This is a genomic window from Achromobacter sp. 10T422, from assembly GCF_056394065.1.
In genome coordinates, this window is the sequence record NZ_JBFTHD010000002.1 from 677,506 (window position 1) to 704,417 (window position 26,912).

Annotated in this window: 23 protein-coding genes; 18 read left to right on the forward strand and 5 right to left on the reverse strand. The window is 65.0% G+C overall.

Translation table 11 applies throughout. From position 1 onward, the window contains the following. Positions 1-4: 4 nt before the first annotated feature. From AC1DB0_RS07260 to AC1DB0_RS07275, 4 genes are all read left to right on the forward strand, one after another. Positions 5-1,177: an efflux RND transporter periplasmic adaptor subunit gene (locus AC1DB0_RS07260; RefSeq protein ID WP_175172019.1), complete on the forward strand. Its 1,173-nt coding sequence runs from the start codon at positions 5-7 to the stop codon at positions 1,175-1,177. Then, on the forward strand, positions 1,174-4,356 hold the full coding sequence (locus AC1DB0_RS07265) for an efflux RND transporter permease subunit (RefSeq protein WP_476757607.1): 3,183 nt from the start codon (positions 1,174-1,176) through the stop codon (positions 4,354-4,356). Before AC1DB0_RS07260 ends, AC1DB0_RS07265 begins: the two co-directional genes overlap by 4 nt. A gap of 40 nt (positions 4,357-4,396) precedes the next feature. After that, the gene (locus AC1DB0_RS07270; RefSeq protein ID WP_476757606.1) at positions 4,397-5,083 is read left to right on the forward strand and encodes a heavy metal response regulator transcription factor; all 687 of its coding nucleotides are present in this window, start codon (positions 4,397-4,399) and stop codon (positions 5,081-5,083) included. Positions 5,084-5,210: 127 nt separating this feature from the next. Then, on the forward strand, positions 5,211-6,590 hold the full coding sequence (locus tag AC1DB0_RS07275) for a heavy metal sensor histidine kinase (protein WP_476757605.1): 1,380 nt from the start codon (positions 5,211-5,213) through the stop codon (positions 6,588-6,590). 84 nt (positions 6,591-6,674) lie between these two features. Here AC1DB0_RS07275 and AC1DB0_RS07280 read toward each other — a convergent pair whose 3' ends face one another. Then, on the reverse strand, positions 6,675-7,601 hold the full coding sequence (locus AC1DB0_RS07280; protein WP_441372724.1) for a LysR substrate-binding domain-containing protein: 927 nt from the start codon (positions 7,599-7,601) through the stop codon (positions 6,675-6,677). Positions 7,602-7,698: 97 nt separating this feature from the next. On the opposite strand from AC1DB0_RS07280, the gene AC1DB0_RS07285 reads away from it, so the two are divergent. The 5 genes from AC1DB0_RS07285 to AC1DB0_RS07305 are packed head-to-tail and all read left to right on the forward strand — an operon-like array spanning position 7,699 to position 11,564. Next, positions 7,699-8,565, forward strand: coding sequence for an amidohydrolase family protein (locus AC1DB0_RS07285; protein WP_476757604.1), 867 nt, complete (start codon positions 7,699-7,701; stop codon positions 8,563-8,565). 52 nt (positions 8,566-8,617) lie between these two features. Then, positions 8,618-9,571 carry a Bug family tripartite tricarboxylate transporter substrate binding protein gene (locus tag AC1DB0_RS07290; RefSeq protein ID WP_175172015.1) on the forward strand — a complete coding sequence of 318 codons (954 nt, stop codon included), beginning with the start codon at positions 8,618-8,620 and terminating at the stop codon, positions 9,569-9,571. Positions 9,572-9,573: 2 nt separating this feature from the next. Beyond that, on the forward strand, positions 9,574-10,104 hold the full coding sequence (locus AC1DB0_RS07295; RefSeq protein WP_476757603.1) for a carboxymuconolactone decarboxylase family protein: 531 nt from the start codon (positions 9,574-9,576) through the stop codon (positions 10,102-10,104). Positions 10,105-10,116: 12 nt separating this feature from the next. Continuing rightward, a complete protein-coding gene (locus tag AC1DB0_RS07300; protein ID WP_441372722.1) occupies positions 10,117-10,680 on the forward strand; it encodes a hypothetical protein in 564 nt (187 codons plus the stop codon). A gap of 32 nt (positions 10,681-10,712) precedes the next feature. Then, on the forward strand, positions 10,713-11,564 hold the full coding sequence (locus AC1DB0_RS07305) for an alpha/beta fold hydrolase (protein WP_425286185.1): 852 nt from the start codon (positions 10,713-10,715) through the stop codon (positions 11,562-11,564). Positions 11,565-11,645: 81 nt separating this feature from the next. Here the strand turns inward: AC1DB0_RS07305 and argF are convergent, their stop codons facing one another. Beyond that, positions 11,646-12,587 (reverse strand): ornithine carbamoyltransferase, encoded by a 942-nt coding sequence (gene argF, locus AC1DB0_RS07310; protein WP_054424607.1) that lies wholly within the window; start codon positions 12,585-12,587, stop codon positions 11,646-11,648. Positions 12,588-12,643: 56 nt separating this feature from the next. Beyond that, entirely contained in the window at positions 12,644-13,825 is a 1,182-nt protein-coding gene (locus tag AC1DB0_RS07315) for an acetylornithine transaminase (RefSeq protein WP_476757602.1), read from the reverse strand. A gap of 189 nt (positions 13,826-14,014) precedes the next feature. Here AC1DB0_RS07315 and AC1DB0_RS07320 point away from each other — a divergent pair, with 189 nt between their 5' ends. After that, a complete protein-coding gene (locus tag AC1DB0_RS07320; protein WP_013392635.1) occupies positions 14,015-14,305 on the forward strand; it encodes a DUF3579 domain-containing protein in 291 nt (96 codons plus the stop codon). Between the two features lie 81 nt (positions 14,306-14,386). Here the strand turns inward: AC1DB0_RS07320 and AC1DB0_RS07325 are convergent, their stop codons facing one another. Beyond that, entirely contained in the window at positions 14,387-15,106 is a 720-nt protein-coding gene (locus tag AC1DB0_RS07325; protein WP_054423383.1) for a GntR family transcriptional regulator, read from the reverse strand. 248 nt (positions 15,107-15,354) lie between these two features. Between AC1DB0_RS07325 and AC1DB0_RS07330 the strand changes: the two genes are divergently transcribed. The 8 genes from AC1DB0_RS07330 to AC1DB0_RS07365 all read left to right on the forward strand — a co-directional run bounded on the left by AC1DB0_RS07330 (position 15,355) and on the right by AC1DB0_RS07365 (position 24,786). Then, positions 15,355-16,107 (forward strand): aspartate/glutamate racemase family protein, encoded by a 753-nt coding sequence (locus tag AC1DB0_RS07330; protein WP_054423382.1) that lies wholly within the window; start codon positions 15,355-15,357, stop codon positions 16,105-16,107. 155 nt (positions 16,108-16,262) lie between these two features. Further along, a complete protein-coding gene (locus AC1DB0_RS07335; RefSeq protein ID WP_342067707.1) occupies positions 16,263-17,840 on the forward strand; it encodes an ABC transporter substrate-binding protein in 1,578 nt (525 codons plus the stop codon). 166 nt (positions 17,841-18,006) lie between these two features. Continuing rightward, complete coding sequence (locus tag AC1DB0_RS07340; protein WP_476758632.1) at positions 18,007-18,999, forward strand: ABC transporter permease; 993 nt, start codon at positions 18,007-18,009, stop codon at positions 18,997-18,999. Next, positions 18,989-19,978 carry an ABC transporter permease gene (locus AC1DB0_RS07345; protein ID WP_476757601.1) on the forward strand — a complete coding sequence of 330 codons (990 nt, stop codon included), beginning with the start codon at positions 18,989-18,991 and terminating at the stop codon, positions 19,976-19,978. The genes AC1DB0_RS07340 and AC1DB0_RS07345 overlap by 11 nt, the downstream gene beginning before the upstream one ends. A 27-nt stretch (positions 19,979-20,005) precedes the next feature. Then, on the forward strand, positions 20,006-21,289 hold the full coding sequence (locus AC1DB0_RS07350; protein ID WP_441372719.1) for an amidohydrolase family protein: 1,284 nt from the start codon (positions 20,006-20,008) through the stop codon (positions 21,287-21,289). Continuing rightward, positions 21,289-22,776: an amidohydrolase family protein gene (locus AC1DB0_RS07355; RefSeq protein WP_476757600.1), complete on the forward strand. Its 1,488-nt coding sequence runs from the start codon at positions 21,289-21,291 to the stop codon at positions 22,774-22,776. The genes AC1DB0_RS07350 and AC1DB0_RS07355 overlap by 1 nt, the downstream gene beginning before the upstream one ends. Continuing rightward, positions 22,773-23,813 (forward strand): ABC transporter ATP-binding protein, encoded by a 1,041-nt coding sequence (locus AC1DB0_RS07360; RefSeq protein WP_054423376.1) that lies wholly within the window; start codon positions 22,773-22,775, stop codon positions 23,811-23,813. The genes AC1DB0_RS07355 and AC1DB0_RS07360 overlap by 4 nt, the downstream gene beginning before the upstream one ends. Then, complete coding sequence (locus AC1DB0_RS07365; RefSeq protein WP_054423375.1) at positions 23,803-24,786, forward strand: ABC transporter ATP-binding protein; 984 nt, start codon at positions 23,803-23,805, stop codon at positions 24,784-24,786. Before AC1DB0_RS07360 ends, AC1DB0_RS07365 begins: the two co-directional genes overlap by 11 nt. Positions 24,787-25,585: 799 nt before the next feature. On the opposite strand, the gene AC1DB0_RS07370 is transcribed toward AC1DB0_RS07365, so the two are convergent. Then, complete coding sequence (locus AC1DB0_RS07370; RefSeq protein ID WP_476758633.1) at positions 25,586-26,902, reverse strand: TRAP transporter large permease; 1,317 nt, start codon at positions 26,900-26,902, stop codon at positions 25,586-25,588. Positions 26,903-26,912: the final 10 nt, after the last annotated feature.

Below are 26,912 nucleotides of genomic sequence, written 5' to 3' on the forward strand. Positions count from 1 at the left end.
GTCCATGGATCAAGTGTTGACTTCCCCCCATCGGCGCGCCGGGTTGCGCGCCGGGCTTGCGGCGCTGGCCGTCGTGGTGTGCGCGCTGGCGGTGTGGCTGCTGTTGCGCGATCGGGGCGCGCCGCCCGCCGCGCCGGACCCCGTCGTGCCCGTGGCGACCGTGCTGGTGCAACAGCAGGACGTCGCGCGTTATCTGACCGGGGTCGGCACCGTAACCGCGGCCGCCAGTGTCACGGTCAAGGCGCGTGTGGATGGGCAGCTGGACAGCGTTGGGTTTGTTGAAGGGCAGGACGTCAAGGCCGGCCAGGTGCTGGCCAACATCGACCCGCGCGCGTTGCAGGCGCAACTGGCGCAGGCGCAGGCGCAGCGCGCGAAGGATCAGGCCACCTTGCTGAACGCCCGCCTTGATCTGCAACGCTATACCCGCTTGCAGCGCGAAGACGCCGCCACGCAGCAGACGCTGGATGCGCAGCGCGCCCTGGTCGCGCAGCTGGAGGCGGCAACCCAGACCGACGACGCGCAGATCAGCTATGCCCGCGTGCAGCTGGACTACACGCGCATCGTGGCGCCGATTGCAGGCCGGGTGGGCGCGCGGCTGGTGGACCCGGGCAACATCGTGCACGCGGCGGACGCGAACGGGCTGGTCGTGATTAATCAGATCGACCCGATCACCGTGCAGTTCTCGCTGCCCGAAGAATCGGTGCCGGCCATCAACGCCGCCATGAACCTGGGCCAGCCTCTGCCGGTCGTGGCGTATGCGCGTGACAGTAATGAACCCTTGGAAACGGGCACGCTGGTGCTGCTGAACAACCAGATCGACACCACTACCGGCACCGTGCAGTTGAAGGGCCGGTTCGACAACCCGCGTCATCGGCTGTGGCCCGGCTTGTATGTGAACGCCCGCCTGGTGCTGGATGCGCATGAAAACGTGCTGACCGTGCCGGCGGCCGCCGTGCAGCGCAGCCAGACCGGCACCTTCGTGTACGCGGTGGACGGCAGCGGCGTGGCGCAGCCGCAAGCGGTAACGGTGGAGCGGATGCAGGACGGCCTGGCGATTATCCAGACTGGCTTGACGGCCGGGCAGCGCGTGGTGGTGGACGGGCAGTACAAGATCAAACCGGGCAGCAAGGTGCGTGAGCTGGCGGCAACCCCCGCCCCCGTGGGGAATGTGAAATGAGCATCTCGGCCAATTTCATCAAGCGGCCGATCGGCACGTCGCTGCTGGCGCTGGCGATTCTGCTGGTGGGCATCGCGGCCTGGCCGCTGTTGCCCGTGGCGCCGTTGCCGCAGGTGGATTTTCCTACCATCCAGGTGCAGGCCAACTTGCCCGGCGGCAGCCCCGAGACCATGGCGTCAAACGTGGCGCAGCCGCTGGAACGGCAGTTTTCGCTGATCGCCGGTTTGTCGCAGATGACCTCCGTCAGCGCTATTGGCAACACGCAGATCACCTTGCAGTTTGACTTGAACCGCAGCATTGATTCGGCGGCGGTGGATGTGCAGGCGGCCATCAATGCCGCCACCGGGCAGTTGCCGGCCAACCTGCCTAACCCGCCCACGTTTCGCAAGGTGAACCCGGCGGACGCGCCCATCATGGTGATGGCGGTGCAGTCCGACACGCTGCCGCTGATCCAGGTGAATGACTACGCCGACAACATCCTGGCGCAGCAGATTTCGCAGATATCCGGCGTGGGGCTCGTCAACATTGGCGGGCAGCAAAAGCCCGCCGTGCGTATACAGGTGGACCCGGGCAAGCTGTCGGCGCTGGGCTTGAGCCTGGAAGACATACGCGGCGTAATCGCCACCACCACCGTCAACCAGCCCAAGGGCACCATCGACGGCGCGCGCCAAAGCTTCACGACCTATACCAATGACCAGTTGCTGTCCGCCGCGCAGTGGAACGACATGGTGTTGGCCTACCGCAATGGCGCGCCGATTCGCGTGCGCGATGTGGGCGTGGCGGTGGATGGGCCCGAGAACACCAAGCTGGCCGGCTGGGCCTACGCGGGCAAGGCTTCGCCGCCTGACAACACGATCACCAACGGCCGATCCATCGTGTTGCAGATCAGCAAGCAGCCGGGCGCCAACGTAATCGAAACCGTGGACCGCATCCGCGCGGCGTTGCCGAGGCTTGAAGCATCGATTCCGCCGTCCGTGCATGTGAACACCATCATCGACCGCACGCAGACCATCCGTGCCTCCGTCACGGATGTGGAGTTCACGCTGACGCTGACCATCTTGCTGGTGGTGCTGGTGATCTTCCTGTTCCTGCGCAACGTGCCTGCCACGCTGATTCCCTGCGTGACGGTGCCGCTGGCGCTGATGGGCACCGCCGCCATGATGTATGTGGTGGGCTTCAGCCTGGACAACCTGTCGTTGATGGCGCTGACGATCTCGGTGGGCTTCGTGGTGGACGACGCCATCGTGATGCTGGAGAACGTGTACCGCCACGTCGAGGACGCCATGTCGCCACTGGAAGCCGCGTACAAAGGGGCAGGCGAAATCGGCTTCACCATCGTGTCGATCTCGGTGTCGCTGATTGCCGTGTTCATCCCGCTGTTGCTGATGGGCGGCATCGTCGGCCGCCTGTTCCGCGAATTTGCCGTGACCGTCACGCTGGCCATCGTGGTGTCGGTGCTGGTGTCGCTGACGTTGACGCCGATGCTGTGCTCGCGCTACTTGAAGAACCATCACGGCGAGCGCCACGGCCGGCTGTACCAGCTGTTTGAACGCGGCTTTGACGCCATGCTGCATGGTTACGAGCGCGGGCTGAAGCTGGTGCTGCGCCACCAGTTCGCCACCTTGTGCGTGTTCCTGGCCACGGTGGCGTGCACGGTGGCGCTGTTCCTGGTGATCCCGAAAGGTTTCTTTCCGCAGCAAGATACGGGCTTTATCTTCGGCTTTGCGGAGTCGGCGCAGGATTCTTCTTTCGCGTTGATGAACCAGCGCATGATCCAGATGGCCGACGTCATTCGGCAAGACCCGGACATCGCCAGCTTTGGTTTCAACGGCAGCCAAAGCACGTACAACACCGGCAACTTCTATATCGGCCTAAAGCCCAAGGACGAAGGCCGCACGGCGTCAGCCGACGAGGTAATCGGGCGGCTGCGCCCGCAACTGGCCAAGCTCGAAGGCGTGACGCTGTTCATGCAGGCGGGGCAAGACATCAACGTGGGCGGGCGCCTGTCGCGCACGCAATACCAGTACACGCTGACGGATTCCAATCTGGACGAGCTGAACGTCTGGGCCCCGAAACTGTTGACGGCGTTTCGCAAGTTGCCGCAATTGACGGATGTGGCCTCTGACCAGCAGAACAACGCGGCCACGGCTTCGCTGACGATTGACCGGGCGCGGGCCTCGTCGTTCGGCATTTCGCCCGCGCTGATCGACGCCACCATCTATGACGCGATCGGCCAGCGCCAGGTGGCGCAGTACTTCACGCAGATCAACAGCTATCACGTGATTCTGGAAGTGACGCCCAAGCTGCAACAAGACCCAAGCCTGTTTTCCAAGCTCTACCTGACCTCGCCGCTGACCGGGCAGCAGGTGCCGCTGTCTACCTTCGTGAAGCTGGACACGAACAAGACGGCGTACCTGTCGATCAGCCACCAGGGGCAGTTTCCGGCGGTGACCATTTCGTTCAACCTGGCGCCGGGCGCGTCGCTGGGCAGCGCCGTGCAGGCGATTCAGCAGGCGCAAAACCAGATGGGGGCGCCGGCCAGCCTGACGGGCGCGTTCCAAGGCACAGCCAAGGCGTTTGGGGATTCGTTGTCGACGCAGCCGTACCTGATTGCAGCGGCGCTGATCGCCGTCTACATCGTGCTGGGCCTGCTGTACGAAAGCTATATCCACCCGCTGACGATTCTGTCCACCTTGCCATCTGCCGGGGTGGGCGCGCTGTTGATCCTGATGCTGGGCGGCTATGACCTGAGCGTGATTGCGCTGATCGGCATCATCTTGCTGATTGGCATCGTGAAGAAGAACGGCATCATGATGATCGACTTTGCGCTGACCGCCGAGCGCGAGCACGGCATGGCGCCGGCCGAGGCCATTTACCAGGCTTGCGTATTGCGCTTCCGGCCCATCATGATGACGACGATGTGCGCGCTGCTTAGCGGCTTGCCGCTGATGCTGAGCCACGGCCAAGGGTCGGAACTGCGCCGGCCGCTGGGCTATGCGATGGTGGGCGGCCTGATCGTGTCGCAGGCGCTGACCTTGTTCACGACGCCGGTCGTCTACCTGTATCTGGACCGGGCGCACTACTGGTACATGGAACGCAAGGCGGCGCGGGCGGCAAGAAAGGCAGGGCAGGTGACGATGGCGAATCAGGCAAAGGCGCGCAGCGCCGGGCGGACTTGAGTCAAAATAGCGGTCAACCGTAGCGTTTGCGGGGCGGCACATGAAAATCCTGATAGTCGAAGACGAACTGAAGACGGCGGATTACCTGCGCAAAGGCTTGGGCGAGCAGGGCTGCGCGGTCGATGTTGCGCATAACGGCATTGACGGCCAGCACCTGGCCCTGGAGCACGATTACGACGTGATCGTGCTGGACGCCATGCTGCCCGGCATGGACGGCTTTGCAGTGCTGCGATCGCTGCGCACGGTGCGGCAGACGCCCGTCATCATGCTGACCGCCCGCGATGGCGTCGAAGACCGCATTCGCGGCCTGCACGACGGGGCCGACGATTACCTGGTCAAGCCTTTTTCCTTTCTTGAATTGCTGGCGCGCCTGCAGGCGCTGACCCGGCGCGGCCGCGCGCAGGAACCCGTGCAACTGCGCATTGGTGATTTGCAGATTGACCTGATCAGCCGCAAAGCCTGGCGGGCCGGCACCCGGCTGGACCTGACCGCCAAGGAATTCGCGTTGCTGGCCGTGCTGGCGCGCCGCCAGGGCGAAATCCTGTCCAAGACCGCGATAGCGGAACTGGTCTGGGACATGAATTTCGACAGCAACGTGAACGTGGTGGAAGTGGCCATCAAGCGGCTGCGCGGCAAGGTGGATGCCCCCTTTGGCCGGCGCCTGCTGCACACGATACGCGGCATGGGCTATGTGCTGGAGCTGCGCGATGAAGCGGCCGCGCCATGAGGGGCGGGCGGTGCGGACGAACGCGAACGAGTCCGGACGAACCCGGACGAACCGGACAAGCCGGACGAACCCGGACGAGCGAACCGGAATCGGCAAATGATCAGGTGTGAACGATGAAGCGCCCTTCATGAAGACGTCACTGAAATCCCGGCTGGTCATCTTGTACGCGGTAGCGGCGGCGGTGACGTTTGCGCTGACCGGGGTGGCGCTCTACGGCGTGCTGGACCGCCAGCTTGACCGCATCCAGCAAGACGCGCTGCGCACGACGGCGCAAGAGGTCAGTTATTCGCTGGCCCGCAGCGGCGACCTTGACCGCTGGGGCCGCTTCAAGACCAAGCTCGACACCCTGACGCCCGCCGATGGCAGCTTGCGCTTCTGGGTGCTGTCGGACGACCCGGCCTACGAATATGGCAAGGGTCTGGCCGACATCAGCAGCCTGGAACGCCACCCCGACGGCTTTGGCAAGATCACCTTGCCCGAGCGCGATTACGCGCTGCGCACGCTGACGGTGACGGTCGACGCGTATCTGGCGCGGCCGCCGGTGCGGCTGATTGTCGGCATGGATTCCGCGCCCTACGCGCATACGTTGCGCTACCTGCTGTGGGCGATGGCGGGCCTGTCGCTGACGGCCATTCTGCTGGTGGCGCTGTTGGGGTTCTGGGTGACGCGCCTGGGTCTGCGGCCCTTGAACCGGCTGTCGGCCGAGGCGCGGGCGCTGCGGCCCAGCGCCTTGTCTCAGCGGCTCAGCATGGCCGAGCTGCCGGTGGAACTGGAAGACCTGGCCACCTCGTTCAATGGGGCTTTGGCGCGGCTGGAGGGCGCGTACAACCAGCTGGAAGGGTTCAACGCGGACGTTGCCCACGAGCTGCGCACGCCGCTCACGAACCTGATCGGCCAGACTCAGGTGGCGTTGTCGCGTCCGCGCAGCGCGGACGATCTGCAAGAGGTGTTGCAATCGAATCTGGAAGAGCTGGACCGCTTGCGCGCCATGATCAACGACATGCTGTTCCTGGCGCGCGCCGATCAGGGCGAGGCCGCCAGTGGACGGGTCCATGCGGTGCTGGCGGACGAAGTCGGCAAGACGGCGGAGTTCTTTGAGTTCCTGCTGGATGAAGCTGGCATGCGGCTGCGCATTGACGGCGACCGCGACGCCAGCGCGCTGATCGACACCGCCTTGTTCCGGCGCGCCGTCACAAACCTGCTGCAAAACGCCATCCAGTATTCGCAGCCGGGCGCGGAAATCGGCATCGACATTCAGCGCCAGGGCGACCACTTGGAAGTGGCCGTCAGCAATGCGGGGCCGGCGATCGACCCGGCGCATCTGCCGCACTTGTTTCAGCGCTTTTACCGCGTGGATGCCGCGCGCCGGGGCGATGGCGTGGAGCACAGCCACGGCCTGGGGCTGGCCATCGTGAAGGCGGTGGCGCTCATGCACGGGGGCGCGGTGTCCGCCAGCAGCGAAGGCGGCACGACGCGCGTGGCGTTCAGCGTGGAGGGGCGGCCGTAGCGGCCGTAATAATCGCAGTGGCCGCAGTGGCCGCAGTGACCGCAGTGACCATAGCGACCGCAGTGTCCGCCGTAGCCGTCGTCGCTATCCCGTCCGGCGCGCGTGGCCCGCGGGTTGGAACAATTCCGCGAGCTTCAATTGCCGGATCATCTGGCCCGTTGCGGTGGCCAGCCGCGTGGCCGGCCGATGGCGGGCGCTGGCCAGCACCAGGTTATTGGTGATCTTGGGCGACCCGATGTCGCACAGCGACAGCGCGTGTTCGGCGGCCGGGCCTTGGGCGGCGGAGCGCGGCAAGATGGCATAGGCGTCGCCTTGGGCCGCGAGCTCAACAATCGTTTGCACCGCATCCACCTCGGCTGCCACCTTCAGCCGCACGCCTTGCGCGCGGCACACGCTTTCCACCAAGGTGCGGATGGCGTTGGGCAGGCTGGGCAGCACCAGCGGGTAATTGCCCAGCTGCGCCACGGCCACGCGCGCGGGCAGCGGCGGCTGATGCCCCGCCGCGGCGGCCAGCACCAGGTCTTCGCGAAACAGCGATTCATACGCCAGCTGGGGCGAGGGCGCGGGGTCGTACAGCAGGGCCAGGTCCACACGGCCCGCCAGCAGCCATTCGCGCACCTGGGCGCTCAGGCCTTCGGCAACCGCGATAGAGGCGTCGGGAAAGCTGCGGCGAAAGGCCTGCACCAGCGGCGGCGTCAGCACGCGCGCGATGCGCGGCGGCAGGCCCACCACGACCTTGCCCGTGGGCGTTTCTCGCAGCGTTTGCAAATCTTCCTTGGCGCGTTCGGCCAGCGTCAGCAACGCGCGGGCGTGTTCCAGAAAGCGCAGGCCGGCCTCGGTGGGTTCCGCGCCGCGGCCGTTGCGGTACAGCAGATGCTGGCCCAGTTCGAGTTCCAGCAGGCGCACCTGCCGGCTGAGCGTGGGTTGGGCCACGTCCAGCATTTCGGCGGCGCGCGAGAAGCTGCGCCGCTCGGCGACCCTGACGAAGTATTCGATTTGCTTGAGGTCCATCTGATATGTAGTTTTTCTATATCTGAAATCAAAGATATAGCATTGTTAGCCAGCCCGCAATCCGGGACGATGTCGGTTTCCCCGCAGGAATTCGCCCGTGCCAGATTGCCGCCCTCCGCTTGCGTCTCCTTCCCGTCCCCGCCACGCCTTGCCGCCTGGCGCGTGCGACGCCCATTGCCATGTCTTCGGGCCGGGCGACGTGTTCCCGTATGCCGAGGGCCGTTCGTACACGCCGCCTGATGCGCCCTACGCAAAGATGGCGGCCTTGCACGCGCATCTGGGCATTGAGCGCGCCGTGGTGGTGCAGGCCAATTGCCATGGGTCGGACCACAGCGCCTTGCTGGATGCGCTGGCGCAAAGCGGCGGCCGTTATCGGGGCGTGGCGCTGTTGGGCGCGGACGCTACGGCTGACAGCGTCAAGCGGCTGCATGACGGCGGCGTGCGCGCTGCGCGATTCAATTTCGTGCCGCACCTGGGCGGCGCGCCCGACCCGGCGGTGTTCGACCATGTGGTGTCGCTGATTGCGCCGCTGGGCTGGCATCTGTGCCTGCACGTGGACGGCGCCATGCTGCCCGACTTGCTGCCGCGCCTGCTGGCGTTGCCGGTGCCGTTCGTCGTGGACCACATGGGCCGGCTGAAGGCGGCCGATGGTCTGGATTCCCCCGCGATGCGCGCCTTGCTCAGCTTGGCGGATGTGCCGCAAGCGTGGGTCAAGGTGTCGGGCATTGACCGCATCGCGTCCGGCAAGCGGCCCTTCGCCGAAGGCATTCCGTTTGTGCGCGCCCTGATCGACGCCATGCCCGACCGCACCTTGTGGGGCACCGACTGGCCGCATCCGAACGTGGCGGGCGACATGCCCGACGACGGCGAATTGGTGGAGTCGTTTTTCGAAGCGTGTCCCGACGCCGCGTTGCGCCAACGCGTGCTGGTCGACAACCCGGCCCGGCTGTACGGATTTCTGTAATCGGCGACGCCTGTTCGTCAGGCCATAAAAATTCATTCATTGAGGAGACACCATGTTCAAGAAAATCATCTCGGCCACCGTGCTGAGCCTGGCCGCGGTCAGCGCGGCGCACGCCGATGGCCCCGTCCGCCTGATCATCGCGTTCCCGCCCGGCGGGCCGGTGGATCTGGTGGGGCGTGTGTTGGCCGAGCAATTGGGCAAGGAGCTTAAGCAGCAGGTCATCGTTGAAAACAAGGCCGGCGCTAACGGCAACATCGCCGCGGCCTATGTGGCCAAGGCGCCGGGCGATGGTTCGGTGCTGTTTCTGACGAGCGTGGGCGCGGTGGCGATCAGCCCGGCGCTGTACAAAGACCTGCCTTACGATCCGGTGCGCGACTTTGCGCCCGTGTCCAAGGTCGTGAACAACGCGACGGTGTTCGTCGTGAACCCGTCCAACCCGGCCACCGACGCCGCCGATTTCGTGAAGAAGTCGCAAGCCGCGTCGCAGTCGGTGGCGATTGGGTCGTCGGGCATCGGCAGCATTCCGCATCTGACGATGGAAATGTTTGCCGACGCCAGCAAGGCCAACGTGCTGCATGTGCCGTACAAGGGCGCGGCCCCCGTCATCAACGACGTGATGGGCAATCAGGTTGCCGGCTTTTTTGGCGATGTGCCGGGCCTGATCGGCCACATCCAGGGCGGCAAGCTGAAGCCGCTGGGCATCGCCGCGCCGACGCGCCACCCGCTGTTGCCGGACGTGAAGACGCTGGCCGAGCAGGGCATTGCGGGCGTCGAGTCGAACAACTGGTATGGCATCGTGGCGCCCGCGTCCACGCCCCCCGCCACCGTCGACAAGCTGAACCAGGCCGTGCGCGCCGCATTGGGCAACGAAGCCGTGCGCGCCAAGCTTGAGAAATTCGGCGCCCAGGCCGCGCCCAGCTCGCCGCAAGAACTGGCCGCTTTGATCGCGTCCGACCGCGACAAGTGGACCGCGCTGATCCAGCGCAAGAACATTCGTCCGGAGTAAACATGAGCGCAAGCCGAGTTGCGCCCGTTGAACCGGGCACCCGTCAGGAACTGGCCACGCTTGAGGCGCGCATCAGCGCCGCGCGCGGCCGGATTTCACCGCTGTATCAGGTGCTGCTGAACAGCCCCGCCGTGGTCGAAGGCTGGGAAGCCATGCTGACTGCCATCCGCCAGAAGACGTCGCTGGCGCCGCGCTTGCGCGAGCTGATCATTCTGCGCGTGGCGACGTTGAACAACGCGCCTTATGAATTCGATGCGCACGTGCCGCATGCGCTGGCGGGCGGCATGCCGCAGCAAGTGATCGATGCGCTGCGCAGCAACCCTGCGCCGGATGTCGTCGACGGGTTGGCGCCCGGCGAGGCCGAGGTGCTGGCGCTGACCGACGCCATGACGCGCGACATTGACGTGCCGGACGCCGTGTTCGCGCCCTTGCGCGCACGCTACGATGACACGCAATTGGTCGAGCTGGCGGCCACGGTGGGGGCGTACAACATGGTGTCGCGCTTCCTTGTGGCGCTGCGCGTCGGCCACTGAAAGGAGAAGACTGTGCAGGAATCGGTATTGCTGGTGTCGCTGGGCGAGCGCTTTGACGAAGCGCGCGCGGCGGATATGGCCCAACGTTTGACGCAAGGGCTGACGGGCGTGTCCGTCAGCGCGTTCGCCGCGCTGGAAGAGGAAGACACCTACGTGTACCTGCGCGGCGCGCCGGACGCGTTGCCCGAGATTCAGGCGCGTCTGGCCGAGAGCTTTCCCGGTGCGCGGGCGCGCGTGCTGCATCAGACGCTGGATTTGGCGGGCGCATCGGCCGGGCAGGATGCGCCGTGGCACTACATCGTTGAAACCGATGTCGTGCCCGAGGCCGAAGCCGATCTGAACGCCTGGTACGACCAGGAGCATTTGCCGGGTCTGGCATCCGTGCCGGGCACGGTGCGCGCGATGCGGTATGAATGCCGCGACGAAGCGCCGCGCTATCTGGCCTGCTACGACCTGCACACGCGCGAAACCTTCGGCAGCCCGCCGTGGCTGGCGGTGCGCGCCACCGATTGGAGCAGCCGCGTGCGCCCGTCGTTTCGCAATACGCGCCGGACGATGTTCCGCAAAATCCTGTAAACGCAGCGGGCGCAGACCCGAACCGAGGAGACATGATGATGAAGTTCTTGCTGAGCGGCTTGACGCTGTCGTGCGCGGCCGTGGCCGCTAGCCCCGCGTTGGCCGATGCGCCCAAGCGCGTGAATGTGGTGGTGGGCAACGGCGCCAGCATCGAAGTGCTGGACCAGGGCACCGGCCCGGCGCTGGTGTTGCTGCCGTCGCGCGGCCGTGGCGCGGAAGATTTCGATGTGCTGGCCGACCGTTTCGTGCAAGCCGGCTACCGCGTATTGCGTCCGCAACCGCGCGGCATCGGCGGCAGCACGGGGCCGATGTCCGGCATCACGCTGCACGATCTGGCCGAAGATCAGGCGGCAGTGATTCGCAACGTGGCGCGCCAGCCTGTCGTGATGGTCGGCCATGCCTTTGGCAATTGGGTGGCGCGCACGACGGGCGTGGATCACCCCGAACTGGTGCGCGGCGTCGTCATCGTGGCCGCCGCAGCCAAGCAGTATCCCAAGGGCTTGAGCGAACACGTGGACCGCAGCGCCGAGCTATCGCTGCCGGACGCCGAACGCTTGAAGTCCATCCAGTACGCGTTCTTCGCGCCGGCCAACGACGCGCGCGTGTGGCTCAATGGCTGGTATCCCGAGGTCAGCGAAAGCCAGCGCCTGGCGGGCAAGGCGACGCAGCAATCCGATTGGTGGTCGGGCGGCAACAAACCCCTGCTGGATTTGCAGGCCGAGCTGGACTTGTTCAAACCGCCCGCCACGCGCAACGAAATCCGCGATGAGTTCGGTAGCCGGGTGTCGGTAGTGGTGATTGATGGGGCAGGGCATGCATTGGTGCCCGAGAAGCCGCAAGCGGTGGTCGACGCCATCGCCGCGTGGGAACGCACGCTGCGCTGAGCGCTGCCGCCAAGCATCGAAAGAAACAGAAAGGGCCTGGATATCGCAAGACATCCAGGCCCTTTTCCATGCCGAGCGGGCTTACTTCAGTTGGCCCAGCAGCAGGAATTCCATCAGCGCCTTTTGCACGTGCAAACGGTTTTCGGCTTCGTCCCAGACCACGCTTTGCGGGCCGTCGATGACTTCACCGGTGACTTCTTCGCCGCGGTGGGCGGGCAGGCAGTGCATGAAGACGGCTTCGGCGTCGGCCGCGGCCATCATTTCGGCGTCCACGCACCAGTCGGCAAACGCCGCGCGGCGCTCTTCGTTTTCAGCTTCGTAGCCCATGCTGGTCCAGACGTCGGTCGTGACCAGGTGCGCGCCCTTGCACGCTTCCATGGGGTCCTTGAACTGGCGCAGCACCTTGGCGGACGGCGTGCCGATGCGCGAGGCTTCGAGCTCGTAGCCGGCCGGCGTGGACACATGCAGCGTGAAGCCCAGCATTTCGGCCGCGTGCAGCCACGTGTAGGCCATGTTGTTGGCGTCGCCCACCCAGGCCACCGTCTTGCCGGCGATGGGGCCGCGGTGCTCGATGTAGGTGAAGATGTCGGCCAGGATCTGGCAGGGGTGGAATTCGTTGGTCAGGCCGTTGATGACCGGCACGCGCGAATGCGAGGCGAAGCGCTCGATGCGGGTCTGCTCGAACGTGCGGATCATGACGATGTCGACCATGCGCGAGATGACGCGCGCGGTGTCTTCGATGGGCTCCGAGCGGCCCAGCTGCGAATCGTTCGAGGTCAGGTTGATGACCGATCCGCCCATCTGGTACATGCCGGCTTCAAACGACACGCGGGTGCGGGTGCTGGCCTTTTCAAACACCATCGCCAGCGTGCGGTCGTGCAGCGGCATGTGGGGTTCGTAGCGCTTGAACTTTTCTTTGATCAGGCGCGCGCGGTCCAGCACGTAGGCGATCTCGGCGGGCGAGAAATCTTTGAACTGAAGAAAATGCCGCAACGGGCCGTTTTGAGTCGTGGGAGGAGTCATGGTGATGTCGCAGGTCATTGGGTCTCGCCAGGCTCGTGGCCCGGGCGGGACGTTGATTATGGTTTTTCGGCCAGGAACTGTTGGATGAGCGGAACCAGGGTGTTGACGATCTGGTCCGCCTCTTGATGGTTCAGGATCAGGGGCGGCAGCATACGGATGACGCGGTCGCGCGTGACGTTGATGAGCAGGCCGGCTTCCAGCGCACGCAGCGCCAGCACGCCGCAGGGGCGCGCAAGCTCGATGCCCAGCATCAGGCCCCGGCCACGCACCTCGGTCACGCCTGGGGTGCCTGACAGGGCGCTGGCCAGCTTGTCTTTCAGGTAGTCGCCCACGGTGAGGGCGTTGTGCAGCAGATTTTCGGATTCGAGCGCGTCCAGCACGGCAAGGCCGGCTGCGCACACCAGCGGGCCGCCGCCGAAGGTCGTGCCATGGCTGCCCGGCGTGAAGACGCCCGCGGCGGGGCCAGCGGCCAGCATCGCACCGATGGGTACGCCGCCCGCCAGGCCCTTGGCCAAGGTCATGACGTCCGGCACGATGTCTGCCCACTGGTGGGCGAACCACTTGCCGGTCCGGCCGATGCCGGACTGCACTTCGTCGATCATCAGCAGCCAGCCGCGTTCGGTGCACAAACGGCGCAGCGCTTGCAGATAGGCGATGTCGGACGGGCGAATGCCGCCTTCGCCTTGCAGCACTTCCAGCAGCACCGCCGTGGTGCGCGGTTCGGCGTCACCCGCGTCGCGCACGGCGTCAAGATGGTTGTAGGGCACCTGGATGAAGCCCGAGGGCAGGGGTTCGAAACCCTTGCGCGCCTTGTCGCTGCCGGTTGCCGCCAGCGTGGCCAGCGTGCGGCCATGCCAGGACGAGTCCATGGTGATGATGTGGGCGTGCTTGTTGCCGCGTTGGTAGGCGTAGTAGCGCGCCAGCTTGATGGCGGCCTCGTTGGCTTCAGAGCCGCTGTTGTTGAACGCAACTTCCTGCATGCCGGACAAGGCCGTCAGGCGCGCGGCCAAGGCCGTCTGCTGGGGCACTTCGTAGATGTTCGACGTGTGGATGACGCGCGCGGCCTGCTCGCTGATGGCGGCAACCAGTTTCGGATGGGCGTGGCCCAAGCACGACACGCCGATGCCGGCGAGGGCGTCCAGATATTTTCGGCCTTCGGCATCCCACAACCAGACGCCCTGGCCGTGCGTGAACGCAACCGGCAGGCGGGCATAAATATTGGCCAGAGGCGAGGTCATTGCGGATCCTCCTGGGGGATTACCAAAAAAATCGGCCCTCTTTTCGATAGGTTCAGACGCGATTCCCTGGGGGAAACGGCTTTTGAAAGAGGGCAAAGGATCAATCATATACAATTCGCGGCGCAGGGCGCATGTTTGATCACGCCGAAGATCCGGCTTTCGTGAAAGGCGCGCTGTAGTGAAGAACTCATGGCAACTCGCGTCAGACAATTCGTAATTCATGGCGTTACCGAAAGCGGTAGCCGATTCCGCCCCAGCGATTGGGCGGAGCGGCTCGCTGGCGTAATGGCACAATTCCGGCCCGCCGGCTGTGCTGGTAACCACCTCACCTATTCGCCTTATGTGCTGCCCGTCGTTATCGACGGCGTGCGCGGAATCGTGGTCGACTTGCGTTTGCGCGACCTGGAACCGCTGGCGTACAAGTTCGTGGTGGATTTCGCTCGCGACAACAACCTCAAGACGGAAGAACGCGAAATCTAGGCCCAAGAACGAAAAAGCGCCCCGACCGGGCGCTTTTCTCATTCTCGGGGGAACCGGCACGCCCATCGGGCGGGCCCGGCCCTACGTGCCGTATCGATCCAGGATCTTGCGGATATCGCGCACGCCTGCGCCGTCCGTGCTGAGCAGCGCGCGCGCAGTGACGGATTCCAGATGGTGCTCCAGCAGATGCAGCACATGCTTCTCGTCGCGCGCACGCAACCCTTCCACAATTTCCATGTGTTCGCTGACCGCGCATTCGCTTGAATGCGGCCGGCCGTAAAGCGCCAGGATCAGCGAGCAGCGCGACACAATCTCGTTCACGTAGCGGGCATACACCGCATTGCCCGACAGCTCGGCCATCAGGATGTGGAATTCGCCCGACAGCCGGATGGATTCATTCGTGCTGTTGCGCTTGCGGGCCGCTTCCTCTTCTTTCACATGCTGCGCCAGCCGCGTCAGCCCGGCTTCGGTGATGTGTTGCAGCAGCCGGCGCGCCACGTCGCGTTCCAGGCAGCGGCGGGCTTCGAAAATGTCGTGCGCTTCTTCCAGGCTCGGGCGCGCCACCGCCGCACCGCGGTTGGGCCGTAAATCCACCAGCCCTTCACTGAACAAGCGCGTCAGCACGCCCCGCACGATGGTCCGGCTGACGCCAAAGCGCTCGCCGATGATGTCTTCGGGCAGCTTGTCGCCAGGCAGCAGCGCCTGCTCAATGATGGCGCGGCGCAAATTTATGTATACGATTTCGCTGCGATTTGTGTCTTTCTTGGCGGGCTCGTTGGCCGGCGGCGCGAGGGTTGTCATCGTCTTATTGGCTCCTGTGCATGCGCATTTTCATTGTAATGGGAGGGGTCCGGCATTCGCTGCCGGCGCGCACTGCGGGGTGTAGGCAAGCATACACCAGCTGACGGTAAGGGTTAGCGATAGCTTGAAGGCAGATTTGAAGCGCGTACATTGTCGGCATAAATCGTATACAAACATTTATACAAAATAGCTCAGATCTATCGGGGTTGAGCCGTGTGTTTGTATACATACCGACAGAGGTTTGTTTCATGCCAGCCACGCACGACGCCATCGTCCTTGATCCGCCCGCGATCAATCGGCCCGCCTTTCAGCCCTACCGCCTGCTGGTGGTCAACGGCAACACCACGTCCGACCTGACCACCAGTCTGGCCAACCAGGCGCGCGTGTTCTTTGACGGCGCCGCCCACGTGCATGCCGTCACCGCCGTGTTCGGCCCGGCCTATATCGCCAGCCGCGTGGAAGCCGCCGTGGCCGCCCACGCCGTGCTGGAAACCGTGGAGCGCGAAGTGACGCAGGCCGAGGCGCCGTTCGATGCCTGCTTACTGGCCTGTTTTGGCGAGCCCGGCATTGGCGCCGTGCGCGAAACCTTGAGCGTGCCGGTGGTGGGCATGGCCGAAGCGTCGATCATGGCCGCCATGCAGCGCGGCGACCGCTACGCCATCGTGACCGTCGGGCAGCGCTGGCCCGGCATGCTGCGCGAACAGATCCGCCAGCTTGGCCTGGACGCGCGCTGCGCCGGCATCATCGCCTTGCCGGGCAACGCGCTGGACTACGTGTCGCGCACGCCCGAGTCCGCCGCCGAGGTCAGCCGCGCGCTGGATGCCGCCGTGGCGCAGGGCGCCGACGTGGTGATCGTGGCGGGCGCGGCGCTGGCGGGCTATCTGCCCGTGCTGCCGCGCAAACCCGCCGTGCCCATCATCGATTCCTACCGCGCGGCGCTTGCGCAAGTGCTGGCGCTGGCCTCGCTGGACCGCGCGCAACGCCAGTTCGCCCCGGCGTGATCTGGCCAACCCCGGACCTACCCGGCCAGCCCAGCCCAGCCCAGCCCAGCCCAGCCCAGCCCAGCCGGACCGATCACTTCACACACCGCGCCGGGCCTGTCCCCGGCCACATCAAACCGGTATTGAAAACCGATAGACAAGGGAGAGTTGCAGCCATGAAGACGTTGCTCAAATGGACAGCCGGCGCCGTGATCGCGTTGTCGGCCATCTCGGGGGCTTCGGCCGCCAACACGCTGAAGTGGGGCGCCGCGCGCGACCTGGATTCGCTGGACCCGTATTCCTACGGCAGCACGTTCAACCTGGCGTTTCTTAACCATGTGTACGAAGCGCTGATCCGCTACGACGACAAATTCAACATCACCCCGGCGCTGGCCGAATCCTGGGAAACCACGTCGCCCACCGTGTTGCGCTTCAAGCTGCGCCAGGGCGTGAAGTTCCACAACGGCGCGCCGTTCACGGCGGACGACGTCGTCGCTTCGATGACCCGCGTGTCGGATGACGCGTCGCCCTTGAAGGGCAACCTGCCCGCCTTCAAAGCCGTGCGCAAGGTGGACGACTTCACCGTCGACATCGAAATGACGCACCCGTACCCGCTGATGTTGAACGACCTGACCAACATCTTCATCTTCAACCGCCAGTGGCTGGTGGACAACAACAGCACCAAGCCGACGGACGCCGCCAAGAAGATCGAGGGCTACGCCACGCACAACGCCAACGGCACCGGCCCGTTCAAGGTGGAGTCGTACCGGCCCGACACGCGCACCGTGCTGGTCGTGAACAAAGACTGGTGGGACAAGCCCCGCCACAACCTGGACCGCATCGAATTCACGCCCATCGCGTCCGCGCCGACCCGGGTGGCCGCGCTGCTGTCGGGCGACATCAACTTCACCGAGAACGCGCCGTTGCAGGATCTGGACCGCCTGCGCGCCGCCTCCAACGTGAAGGTGCTGGCATCCACCGAGCTGCGCACGCTGTACTTCGGTTTCAACCTGGGCGACAAGCTCGTCGGTTCGAACATCACCGACAAGAACCCGCTGAAAGACCTGCGCGTGCGTCAGGCGCTGTACATGGCGCTGTCGCCCGACCTGTTGCAAAAGCGCGTGATGCGCGGCTTGTCGCGCACCACGGGCGCACTGGTGGCCCCGTCGATTCCGGGCTACGAGGTCAAGCAGGAAGAGCGCTTGCCGTTTGACGCCGCGAAGGCCAAGAAGCTGCTGGCGGATGCCGGGTATCCCGATGGCTTCACGGTGTCGCTGCTGTGTTCGAACGACATGTTCGTGAACGAAGAAGAACTGTGCCAGGCCGCCGCGTCGATGTGGGCGCGCATTGGGGTGAAGGCGTCGCTCGCCAGCGGGCCGCGTTCGTTGCAGAACCCGAAGCGTTCGCGCGGCGAGTTCGACATCACCATTCACGGCTGGGCCAACGAGCCGCAGATTGATGCCTTGTCGATTCTGCTGCAAGTGATGCATAGCCGCACCGGCCCCGCTGGCGTCTTCAACTGGGGGCAGTGGGGCGATGCCGCGCTTGACGCCAAGATCGATGCGGCCGCCGCCGAGATGGATCGCCCGAAGCGCATCCAGATGATGTCCGAGGTGTTGCAGACCCTGCATGACGATGTGCGCTTCCTGCCGCTGCACCAACAGCCGATGGCCTGGGCCGTGGGCGACAAGGTGGGCGACGTGCTGCAAATGCCGGACAACAAGGCGCGCCTGTGGACGGTGCGCATGCAGTAACGCGCCGTGATGGGCGCGGGTAGTAATGCGCCGTGACGGGCGCGGGCAGTAGCGCGCCGTGACGGGCGCATGCAGTGACGCGCCGTGATGGGCGTATGAGCGGGGGCGGCGTCTGAAGCCGGGCGCTGCCGCCAGAGTCTGACATCGGGTTTGAAGGGAGCCACACATGCTGGCGTTCATTGTTAGACGGGTCTTCAACGCGGTTGGCGTGATGCTGGCGGTGGCGTTGCTGGCCTTTGTGATATTCCGCTTTGTCGGCGACCCCGTCGACATGATGTTGAACGAGCAGGCCTCGCAGACGCAGCGCGACGAACTGCGCGAACGCCTGGGGCTGAACGCGTCGGTGGGCATGCAGTTCGTGCACTTCGTCACGAACGCCGCGCAAGGCGAGTTCGGCATTTCGTACCGCAATCAACAGGACGTGTTCGCGCTGGTGGCCGAACGCTTTCYGGCCACGTTTGAACTGGTGATGATGGCGACGCTGCTGTCGCTGGTGATCGGCGTGCCGCTGGGCGTGCTGACGGCCATCTATCGAAAATCCCGCTTGGCGCAGGCCTTGCAGTTTGTGTCCATCCTGGGCATTTCGCTGCCCAGCTTCGTGGTCGGCATCATGCTGATCCTGATCTTTTCGGTGCAGCTGGGCTGGCTGCCGGGCTTTGGCCGCGGCGAAACGGTGAAGATCGGCTGGTGGTCCACGGGGCTGTTGACGCCATCGGGCCGGGCCGCGCTGGTGCTGCCGTCAATCACCCTGGCGTTGTTCCAGATCACGCTGATCATGCGGCTGGTGCGCGCCGAAATGCTGGAAACGCTGCGCACGGAATTCATCAAGTTCGCGCGCGCCCGCGGCCTGCCGAACCGCATCGTTCACTTCCGGCTGGCCCTGCGCAACTGTCTGATGCCCGTCATCACCGTGACGGGCATGCAGATCGGCAACCTGATCGCCTTCGCGCTGATCACGGAAACCGTCTTCCAGTGGCCGGGCATGGGGCTGTTGTTCATCCAATCGGTCATGTTCGTGGACATTCCCGTCATGGCCGCCTATCTGGTGATCGTGTCCTTCATCTTCGTGGCGCTGAACACGTTGGTGGACATGATGTACGGCGTGGTTGACCCGCGCCTGCGCAGCCAGCACGTCAAAGGAGGCGCAAATGCTCACTAATCCCTTTACCAAACCCGCCGCCAAACCCGCCTCCAAGCCCGGTACCAAACCCTTCAAGGGCGGTGCGCAAAGCCGGTTGTCGCGCTTCCTGCAAAGCGATCTGTGGTGGAGCCTGCGGCACGATTACGTGGCCATGGGCGCGAGCATCGTGCTGCTGGTGGTGGTGCTGCTGGCCGTGTTCGCGCCGTGGATCGCGACGCAGAACCCCTACGATCTGGCGCAGCTGGACTTGCTGAACGCCGAGCTGCCGCCTTTCTGGGTGGACGGCGCCGACCCGCAGTTCCTGCTGGGCACCGACACGCAGGGCCGCGATGTGTGGTCGGCCATTTTGTATGGCTCGCGCATGTCGCTGGTCATTGGATTGGCGACGGTGGTGTTGTCATTGGCGATCGGGCTGATGGTGGGCTTGGCGGCCGGTTACTTCGGCGGCTGGGTCGATAACGCGCTGATGCGCCTGGGCGACACGCTGCTCAGCATCCCGACCATTCTGGTCGCCATCCTGGTGACGGCAGTGTTCCGCCAGCTGCTGCCCCCGGGCCTGCGCGAAACGTTGTCGGCGGTGATCCTGATCCTGGCGATTTCGATGACCAATTGGGTGCAGTACGCGCGCACGGTGCGGGCGTCGGCGCTGGTTGAGCGCGGCAAGGAATACGTGCAGGCGGCGCGGCTGATCCGCGTGAGCCCAATGCGCATCATGCTCACGCACATCCTGCCCAACACGCTGACGCCGGTGATGGTGACGGCCACGCTGAACCTGGGCCTGGCCATTTTGATCGAGGCCACGCTGAGCTTTCTGGGCGTGGGCATGCCGCCTACTGAACCGTCGCTGGGCACCTTGATTCGTCTGGGCAACCAGTTCCTGTTTTCGGGGCAATGGTGGGTGGTGGTGTTTCCCGCCCTGTATCTGAGCATGATTGTGCTGGTGGTGAACTTGCTAGGCGACTGGCTGCGCGATGCGCTGAACCCCCGTTTGCGCTGAGGCGCGCTGTTGAATAAAGGTTGAAGCATGGAAAACGCAACGCTGTATACGAACGTCCGTCCGGCCGGTGGCGAGCTGACATCGGTGCTGGTGCGAGACGGGCGCATTCTGGCGCGGGGCATCCCGGCGCGGGGCATCCCGGCGGTGGGCAACCCGGCGCGGGACAACCCGGCGATGGTCAACCCGGCGCAGGGCAACCCGGCGCTGAGCGCCTCGTCGCTGGAAGGCGCGCTGGTGGTGGATGGGGGCGGCGCGCTGATGTTGCCGGGGCTGATCGACGCCCACGCGCATCTGGACAAGACGATGTACGGCATGCCCTGGTATCGCAACGAGGTCGGGCCGCGGCTGATCGACAAGATCGACAACGAGCGCGCTGAAAAGAAGCGCTTGGGTATTGATCCCTACCGGCAGTCGGCGCGGCAGATCGTGATGTCGATCGCCGATGGAACCAGCCATATCCGCAGCCATGTGGATGTGGACACGGATATCGGCCTGGCTGCCATCGAAGGCGTGATGCGCGCACGCGAACAATACCGTGACCAGATCGACGTGGAACTCGTCGCCTTTCCGCAAAGCGGGCTGCTGATTCGCCCCGGCACGCTGGAGCTGATGGACGAAGCCTTGCGCATGGGCGCGGAAGTGGTGGGCGGGCTGGACCCGGCCGGCATGGACCGCGATCCCAAGGGCCATCTGGATGCCATCTTCGGGCTGGCCGACAAGCATGGCAAGCCCATCGACATCCACCTGCACGAGGCCGGCGAGCTGGGCGCGTTTTCGATGCAGATGACGATAGACCGCGTGCTGGCGCTGGGCATGCAGGGCAAGGTCACCTTGTCGCACTCGTTCTGTCTGGGCATGCCCGACACGCAGGCGGTGCAGGCGCTGACCGAGGGCTTGCTGAAGGCGGGCGTGCACATCATGACAACGGGCTCGGCGTCGCGCCCGGTGCCGCATGTGGCCAGCCTGCGTGCGGCGGGCGTCACGATCTGTACGGGCAATGATGGCATGCGCGATACCTGGGGGCCTTACGGCAAACCCGACATGCTGGAACGCACCATGCTGGTGGGCCTGCGCAACAACTTCCGCCGCGACGACGAGCTGGCGCTGGCGCTGGACGTGGCCACCTATGGCAACGCGCGCGTCATGAAGCTGGCCGACTACGGGCTGGCGCCGGGCTGCCATGCTGACTTCGTGTTGGTGCAAGCCGAGACGGTGGCCGAGGCCATCGTGTCGCGTCCGGTAAGAAAACTGGTCGTCAAGCGGGGCCGCGTGGTCGCGCGCGATGGCCGCGCCTTGGTGGAGGCGCCGTGATGCCCGCCGCCGAAGGCCCCATCCTGCTGACGGCCCGTTGGGTGGTGGGCCACGAGAACGGCCGCCATTGCCTGTATGAGAATGGTGAAGTCGTGTTCGAGGACGACCGCATCGTCTACGTCGGCCACCACTATCCGGGGCCGGTGGCGCGCCGCCACGATTACGGCCGAGCGGTGATCGGGCCAGGTTTCGTAGACTTGGACGCCTTGTCAGACCTGGACACCACCATCCTGGGCTTTGACAATTCGCCCGCGTGGCGCAAGGGCCGGATCTGGCCCGACAGCTACATGAAGCGCGGGCCGTATGAGATGTATACCCCCGCCGAATTGGCGTTTCAGAAGCGCTACGCGTTTGCGCAGCTGATCCGCAACGGCATCACCACGGCGCTGCCGATTGCGTCGCTGTTCTACCGCGTATGGGGTGAAACCCGCGAAGAATTCCTGTCAGCGGCCAACGCCGCAGGCGAGCTGGGCTTGCGCGTGTATCTGGGGCCGGCCTACCGCAGCGGGCACACGTATGTGGATGCCGAAGGCAAGATTCGTTGCCACTACGACGAGGCGCGCGGCATGGCGGGCCTGTCCGACGCCTTGGCGTTTTGCGACGAAATCGAAGGGCGCCACGACGGCCGCGTGCGCGCCATGCTGTCTCCCGACCGCATCGAAACCTGTACGCCAGACTTGTTGCGCATGTCAGCCGCCGCCGCGCGTGAACGGGAGATGCCGATCCGGCTGCATTGCTGCCAATCGCGCCTGGAATATGACCTGGTCGTGGAGCAGCACGGCATGAGTCCGCCGGAATGGCTGCAAAGCCTGGGATTTTTGTCCGAACGCGCGCTGCTGCCGCATGGCACGTATGTGTCGGGGTCGCGGCATATCGAACGCCCGGGGCGTGATCTTGACATCATCCGCGACGCCGGCGCCAGCATCGTGCATTGCCCGTTGGTGTCGGCGCGCCACGGCGCGACGTTGGAGTCCTTCGCGCGGTATCGCAAGCAAGGGGTGAACATCGGCATGGGCACGGACACCTGGCCGCCCGACATGGTGTTGAACATGCAGGTCGGAATGATGCTGTGCCGCGTGGCCGACGGTTCGACCGAGGCCGTGCGCTCCGAAGACTATTACGACGCCGCTACGGTGGGCGGCGCCAATGCGTTGGGGCGGCCGGACCTGGGCCGCTTGGCCGTAGGCGCCAAGGCCGACATCGTGGTGTTCGATTTCTCGCACGACCGCAACGGCCAGATGATCGACCCGATCCAGACCTTGATGGTCAGCGGCAGCGGCCGCGATGTGTCGCAGGTGATCATCGATGGCCGCTTCGTCATGATCGACGGCCATATCCCCGGCTTCGACGCCCGTCTGGCGCAAGAACAGGCGCAGGCGCAGTTCGACGGCCTGGTTGCACGCTATCCCGACCGCACCTGGGGGCATCCCCCGGTTGAACAGATTTTTTCCTCAAGCTATCCGCGTCCCGCAAGGAGCCCGTCATGATGGCCATTGTTCCCAACAACACGCAGCCGCCGGCCCAGACCGGCCCGGCAGGTATTCCGACGTTGTCCGTGCGCGGCCTGTCGGTGGAATTTCCCACGCGCCACGGCACGCTGGTCGCCACGCGCGACATCAGTTTCGATATCCAGCCCGGCGAAATCCTGGGCATGGTGGGGGAGTCCGGCGCGGGCAAGTCCCTGACCGGGATGGCGGTGATCGGCCTGCTGGAGCCGCCCGGGCGCTTGGGCGGCGGCGAGATCCATCTGGCGGGCAAGCGCATCGACAACCTGCCGCCCAAGGCGCGCCAGCGTCTGCGCGGCAAGGAAATCGGCGCCATCTTTCAAGACCCGCTGACTAGCCTGCACCCCTTGTTCACGGTGGGCGACCAACTGGTCGAGACCATCCGCCACCACGACAAGTCATCCGCAGCGGCCGCACGCGCGCGTGCGCTGGAGCTGCTGCTGGCGGTGGGCATTCCCGCTGCCGACAAGCGCATTGATCACTATCCGCACCAGTTCTCTGGCGGCATGCGTCAGCGCGTGGTGATTGCGCTGGCCTTGGCCGCGCGGCCGGCGCTGATCATCGCGGACGAACCGACGACGGCGCTGGACGTGTCGGTGCAGGCGCAGATCACCGCGCTGCTGCGCCGGCTGTGCCGCGAGCAGGGCACGTCGGTGCTGCTGGTGACGCACGATATGGGCGTGATTGCCGAAACGGCTGACCGCGTGGCGGTGATGTACGCGGGCCGCATTGTGGAGATCGGCCCGGTGCTGGACGTGCTGCGCCGGCCCGGTCATCCCTACACGCAGGGCTTGATGAATGCGATTCCGGGCTTGCGGCATCGCGCTGCGCGCCTGAACCAGATCGACGGCGCCATGCCGCGCTTGCACGCCATGCCCGATGGCTGCGCGTTTCATCCCCGCTGCACGCTGGCGGGCCCGCGCTGCGCACAGACACGCCCGGCGCTCGCGCCATCGCCAACCGGCGCGACGGTCAGCGCGTGCTGGCTGCATCAAGGAGGAGTCGCCCATGCCGCGTAACGATGATTTTCTCTTGCGGGCCGATGACCTGGCCTGCTGGTTCGACGTGTCGCCGCCCTGGCTGGAACGCACGCTGTCACGGCAGCCGGCGCAAACGTTGAAGGCGGTGGATGGCGTATCGCTGGCCGTGCCAAGAGGCACGACGCTAAGCATCGTGGGCGAATCGGGTTGCGGCAAGTCGACCCTTGCGAAGCTGCTGGTGGGCCTGGTTGCCCCCACGCGCGGCAAGCTGGCGTATGGCCGCAACCGTTCAGGCGGCGTGTTGCACCCGCAGATGATTTTCCAGGACCCCTACGCCAGCCTGAACCCGCGCTGGCGTGTGGGCAACATCGTGGCCGAACCCATCATTACGCTGGGCTTGCGGCCAACGCCCGCCGAAACGCGCCGCCGCGTGGACGAGCTGCTGGAACTGGTGGGCTTGTCCGCCAGCGACGCGGGGCGCTTTCCACATGAGTTCTCGGGCGGTCAACGACAGCGTATTTCGATTGCCCGTGCGTTGGCGACGGAAGCGGAATTTCTGGTCTGCGACGAGCCCACGTCCGCGCTGGACGTGTCGGTGCAAGCGCAGATTCTGAACCTGATGGGCGACTTGCAGAAAGAGTTCGGGCTGACGTATGTGTTCATCAGCCACAACCTGTCGGTGGTGCGCCACGTGTCGGATAACGTGGCGGTGATGTACCTGGGAAGAATCGTCGAGCAGGCGCCGGCCGATCAGCTATTCGATGCCCCGCAGCATCCGTATACGCGGATGTTGCTGGATACGATTCCCGATCTGGAAGATCCCAGACGGGATCGGGAGCCGATGGGGGGAGAGGTGCCAAATCCGATCCAACCGCCAGCGGGATGCACGTTTCATCCCCGGTGTCCGGACGCAAGAGATGAGTGCCGCACGGATGTGCCAGAGGTGAGTGTCGTGGCTGGGCGACAGGTTCGGTGCCATGCGGTGAATTGGGTTCGGGCGGTGGCGGCTTAGGGTTTGGTTTTGTTGTTGTTGTTGTTGTTGTTGTTGTTGTTGTTGTTGTTGTTGGGTTCTTGAGACGCCCGTGGCGTCGGGGGCCTGGGGTGCGCGGGGCAACGATTGCGGTCCGGAGCCTTCGCTCCGGACTGCCCCGTCGTCATCTTCGTCACCCGCCTGCGGCGGGTTCCTTCAGATTCCCTCGGGCTTATCGACGCCCCGTGCACCCCAGGCCCCCGACGCCACGGGCTCCGTCAGTTGCAATCTGACGTCAGCTGGGGCGATTTGTTTTCTTAGGGTTCTCGCCACGAAGTTTTGGGGGTGAAAGATCTTGCGGGGCCCGCTCCATGCCGGCCGCGCGGGCGGCCTTTTGGAGCTTACGCGTAGTGGTACGTCGTCGCAGAGTTCGCTTCGCGTGTGGCGGCGTTGCTCGGGTTTTTTAGCGTCGTAATTCTGGTGTCGGACTGCATTTATTCGAGGATCTCAATTTCGGTGTCAGACTGCAATTATTGGCAGCTAGGGCGAAAGTCCGTTCCTCACGTGGATCTGCAGTCAGACTGCATTTCCCATCCAACGAATGATGGCCGGCACTTGAACCCCGGTGCGTGGCGCGCAATGGGTCTGCATGCGCAAGACAGTGGGCGCTGCGCGCCACCTTTCTCCCCCCCAAAAAACTGCGGAAGGACCATTAGCAAACAGCTCTACAAATTCGCGAAAGCGACCACCGCCCAATCGACCACCAACGTGTATGCCGAGTAAGGCCGCCCGCGCGGCCGGCACTCGGCGGGCCCCGCAGCACTCGTGATTAAGGCAAATCCTAGCAGCGCCTCGACCCAAGACATCGGCAGCCCGTCGGCGCGGTGGCCCTGACGGCGCGCAACCTCGATGCGCCCGAGGGAATCTGAAGGGAGCCGAAGGCGGACGAAGATGACGAAGGGGCAGTCCGGAGCGAAGGCTCCGGACCGCAATCGTGCAGCGGCAACTTCGCCACTGCGCATGCCGCGAAAAGATTCACGCCGAACGGCGGTGTAATCATCCCCAATGCCAGGTTGACCACCATGATGATGCCGAAGTGCACCGGCTCCACACCGAACTTCAGCGCCACCGGCAGCAGTAACGGCGCCAGCACCACGATCGACGCCGACGTTTCGATGAACATGCCGATCACGAACAGCGCGGCGTTCACGCCCATCAGGAACGAGAACTTCGTATCGAAGATCTGCGACAGCCAGACGCCCAGCGCGTCCGGGATGCCTGCGCGGTTCAGCAGGAAGCTGAAGACGCCTGCGTTGGCGATCACGAACATGATCACTGCCGTCGACACCACCGACTTGTGCAGCGTCACCGACAGCTGCTTGAAGCTCAAGCGGCGGTAGATGAACTTGCCGACCACCACCGCGTACATCACTGCGACCACTGACGCTTCCGTCGGCGTGAACACGCCGCCGTAAATGCCGCCCAGGATGATGACCGGCATCATCAGCGCCAGCCAGGCGCTCTTGAAGGCGGGCCACAGCGGCAGGCGGCCTTCGCCGTCGCGCTTGCCCAGGTTGTTGCGCTTGGCGTAGATCCACACGTAGAACATCAGCGCCACGCCGATCAAGATGCCGGGCATCACGCCCGCAATGAACAGCTCGCCGGTCGAGGTGTCGGTGGACACGGCGAACAGAATCATCGGAATCGACGGCGGAATGATCACGCCCAGCTCCGCCGCGCTGGCCTGTAATGACGCCGCGAAGGGCGCCGGGTAGCCGTGCCGGATCATGGCCGGAATCAGGATTGCGCCCACCGCGAACGTCGTGGCCACGCTGGAGCCGGCCACGGCGGCGAAGATCATGCAGGTCAGCACGCAGGTGCAGGCGAGCCCGCCCTGGATGCCGCCCACCACGCTCTTGGCGAACTCCACCATGCGTTCGGAAATGCCGCCGGCTTCCATCAGGTTGCCGGCGAGGATGAAGAAGGGGATGGCGACAAGCGGGTACTTGTCCAGCGCGGCGTACAGCTGCTGGGCGACAACCACCCACGGCAGGCCCGCGGTGCCGACGCCCGCCAGGCTGGCCAAACCGATCGACACGGCGACCGGCACGGACAGCCCGAAGAAAATCAGCATCGAGACAATCATTATTTGAGACATGGCGATATCT

Excerpts from the sequence above, each read along its gene's own strand:
- AC1DB0_RS07260 (WP_175172019.1), top strand. The coding sequence starts at position 5 with ATGGATCAAGTGTTGACTTCCCCCCATCGGCGCGCCGGGTTGCGCGCC.
- AC1DB0_RS07265 (WP_476757607.1), top strand. The coding sequence starts at position 1,174 with ATGAGCATCTCGGCCAATTTCATCAAGCGGCCGATCGGCACGTCGCTG.
- AC1DB0_RS07270 (WP_476757606.1), top strand. The coding sequence starts at position 4,397 with ATGAAAATCCTGATAGTCGAAGACGAACTGAAGACGGCGGATTACCTG.
- AC1DB0_RS07275 (WP_476757605.1), top strand. The coding sequence starts at position 5,211 with ATGAAGACGTCACTGAAATCCCGGCTGGTCATCTTGTACGCGGTAGCG.
- AC1DB0_RS07280 (WP_441372724.1), bottom strand. The coding sequence starts at position 7,601 with ATGGACCTCAAGCAAATCGAATACTTCGTCAGGGTCGCCGAGCGGCGC.
- AC1DB0_RS07290 (WP_175172015.1), top strand. The coding sequence starts at position 8,618 with ATGTTCAAGAAAATCATCTCGGCCACCGTGCTGAGCCTGGCCGCGGTC.
- AC1DB0_RS07295 (WP_476757603.1), top strand. The coding sequence starts at position 9,574 with ATGAGCGCAAGCCGAGTTGCGCCCGTTGAACCGGGCACCCGTCAGGAA.
- AC1DB0_RS07305 (WP_425286185.1), top strand. The coding sequence starts at position 10,713 with ATGATGATGAAGTTCTTGCTGAGCGGCTTGACGCTGTCGTGCGCGGCC.
- argF (WP_054424607.1), bottom strand. The coding sequence starts at position 12,587 with ATGACTCCTCCCACGACTCAAAACGGCCCGTTGCGGCATTTTCTTCAG.
- AC1DB0_RS07315 (WP_476757602.1), bottom strand. The coding sequence starts at position 13,825 with ATGACCTCGCCTCTGGCCAATATTTATGCCCGCCTGCCGGTTGCGTTC.
- AC1DB0_RS07320 (WP_013392635.1), top strand. The coding sequence starts at position 14,015 with ATGGCAACTCGCGTCAGACAATTCGTAATTCATGGCGTTACCGAAAGC.
- AC1DB0_RS07325 (WP_054423383.1), bottom strand. The coding sequence starts at position 15,106 with ATGACAACCCTCGCGCCGCCGGCCAACGAGCCCGCCAAGAAAGACACA.
- AC1DB0_RS07330 (WP_054423382.1), top strand. The coding sequence starts at position 15,355 with ATGCCAGCCACGCACGACGCCATCGTCCTTGATCCGCCCGCGATCAAT.
- AC1DB0_RS07335 (WP_342067707.1), top strand. The coding sequence starts at position 16,263 with ATGAAGACGTTGCTCAAATGGACAGCCGGCGCCGTGATCGCGTTGTCG.
- AC1DB0_RS07345 (WP_476757601.1), top strand. The coding sequence starts at position 18,989 with ATGCTCACTAATCCCTTTACCAAACCCGCCGCCAAACCCGCCTCCAAG.
- AC1DB0_RS07350 (WP_441372719.1), top strand. The coding sequence starts at position 20,006 with ATGGAAAACGCAACGCTGTATACGAACGTCCGTCCGGCCGGTGGCGAG.
- AC1DB0_RS07355 (WP_476757600.1), top strand. The coding sequence starts at position 21,289 with ATGCCCGCCGCCGAAGGCCCCATCCTGCTGACGGCCCGTTGGGTGGTG.
- AC1DB0_RS07360 (WP_054423376.1), top strand. The coding sequence starts at position 22,773 with ATGATGGCCATTGTTCCCAACAACACGCAGCCGCCGGCCCAGACCGGC.
- AC1DB0_RS07365 (WP_054423375.1), top strand. The coding sequence starts at position 23,803 with ATGCCGCGTAACGATGATTTTCTCTTGCGGGCCGATGACCTGGCCTGC.
- AC1DB0_RS07370 (WP_476758633.1), bottom strand. The coding sequence starts at position 26,902 with ATGTCTCAAATAATGATTGTCTCGATGCTGATTTTCTTCGGGCTGTCC.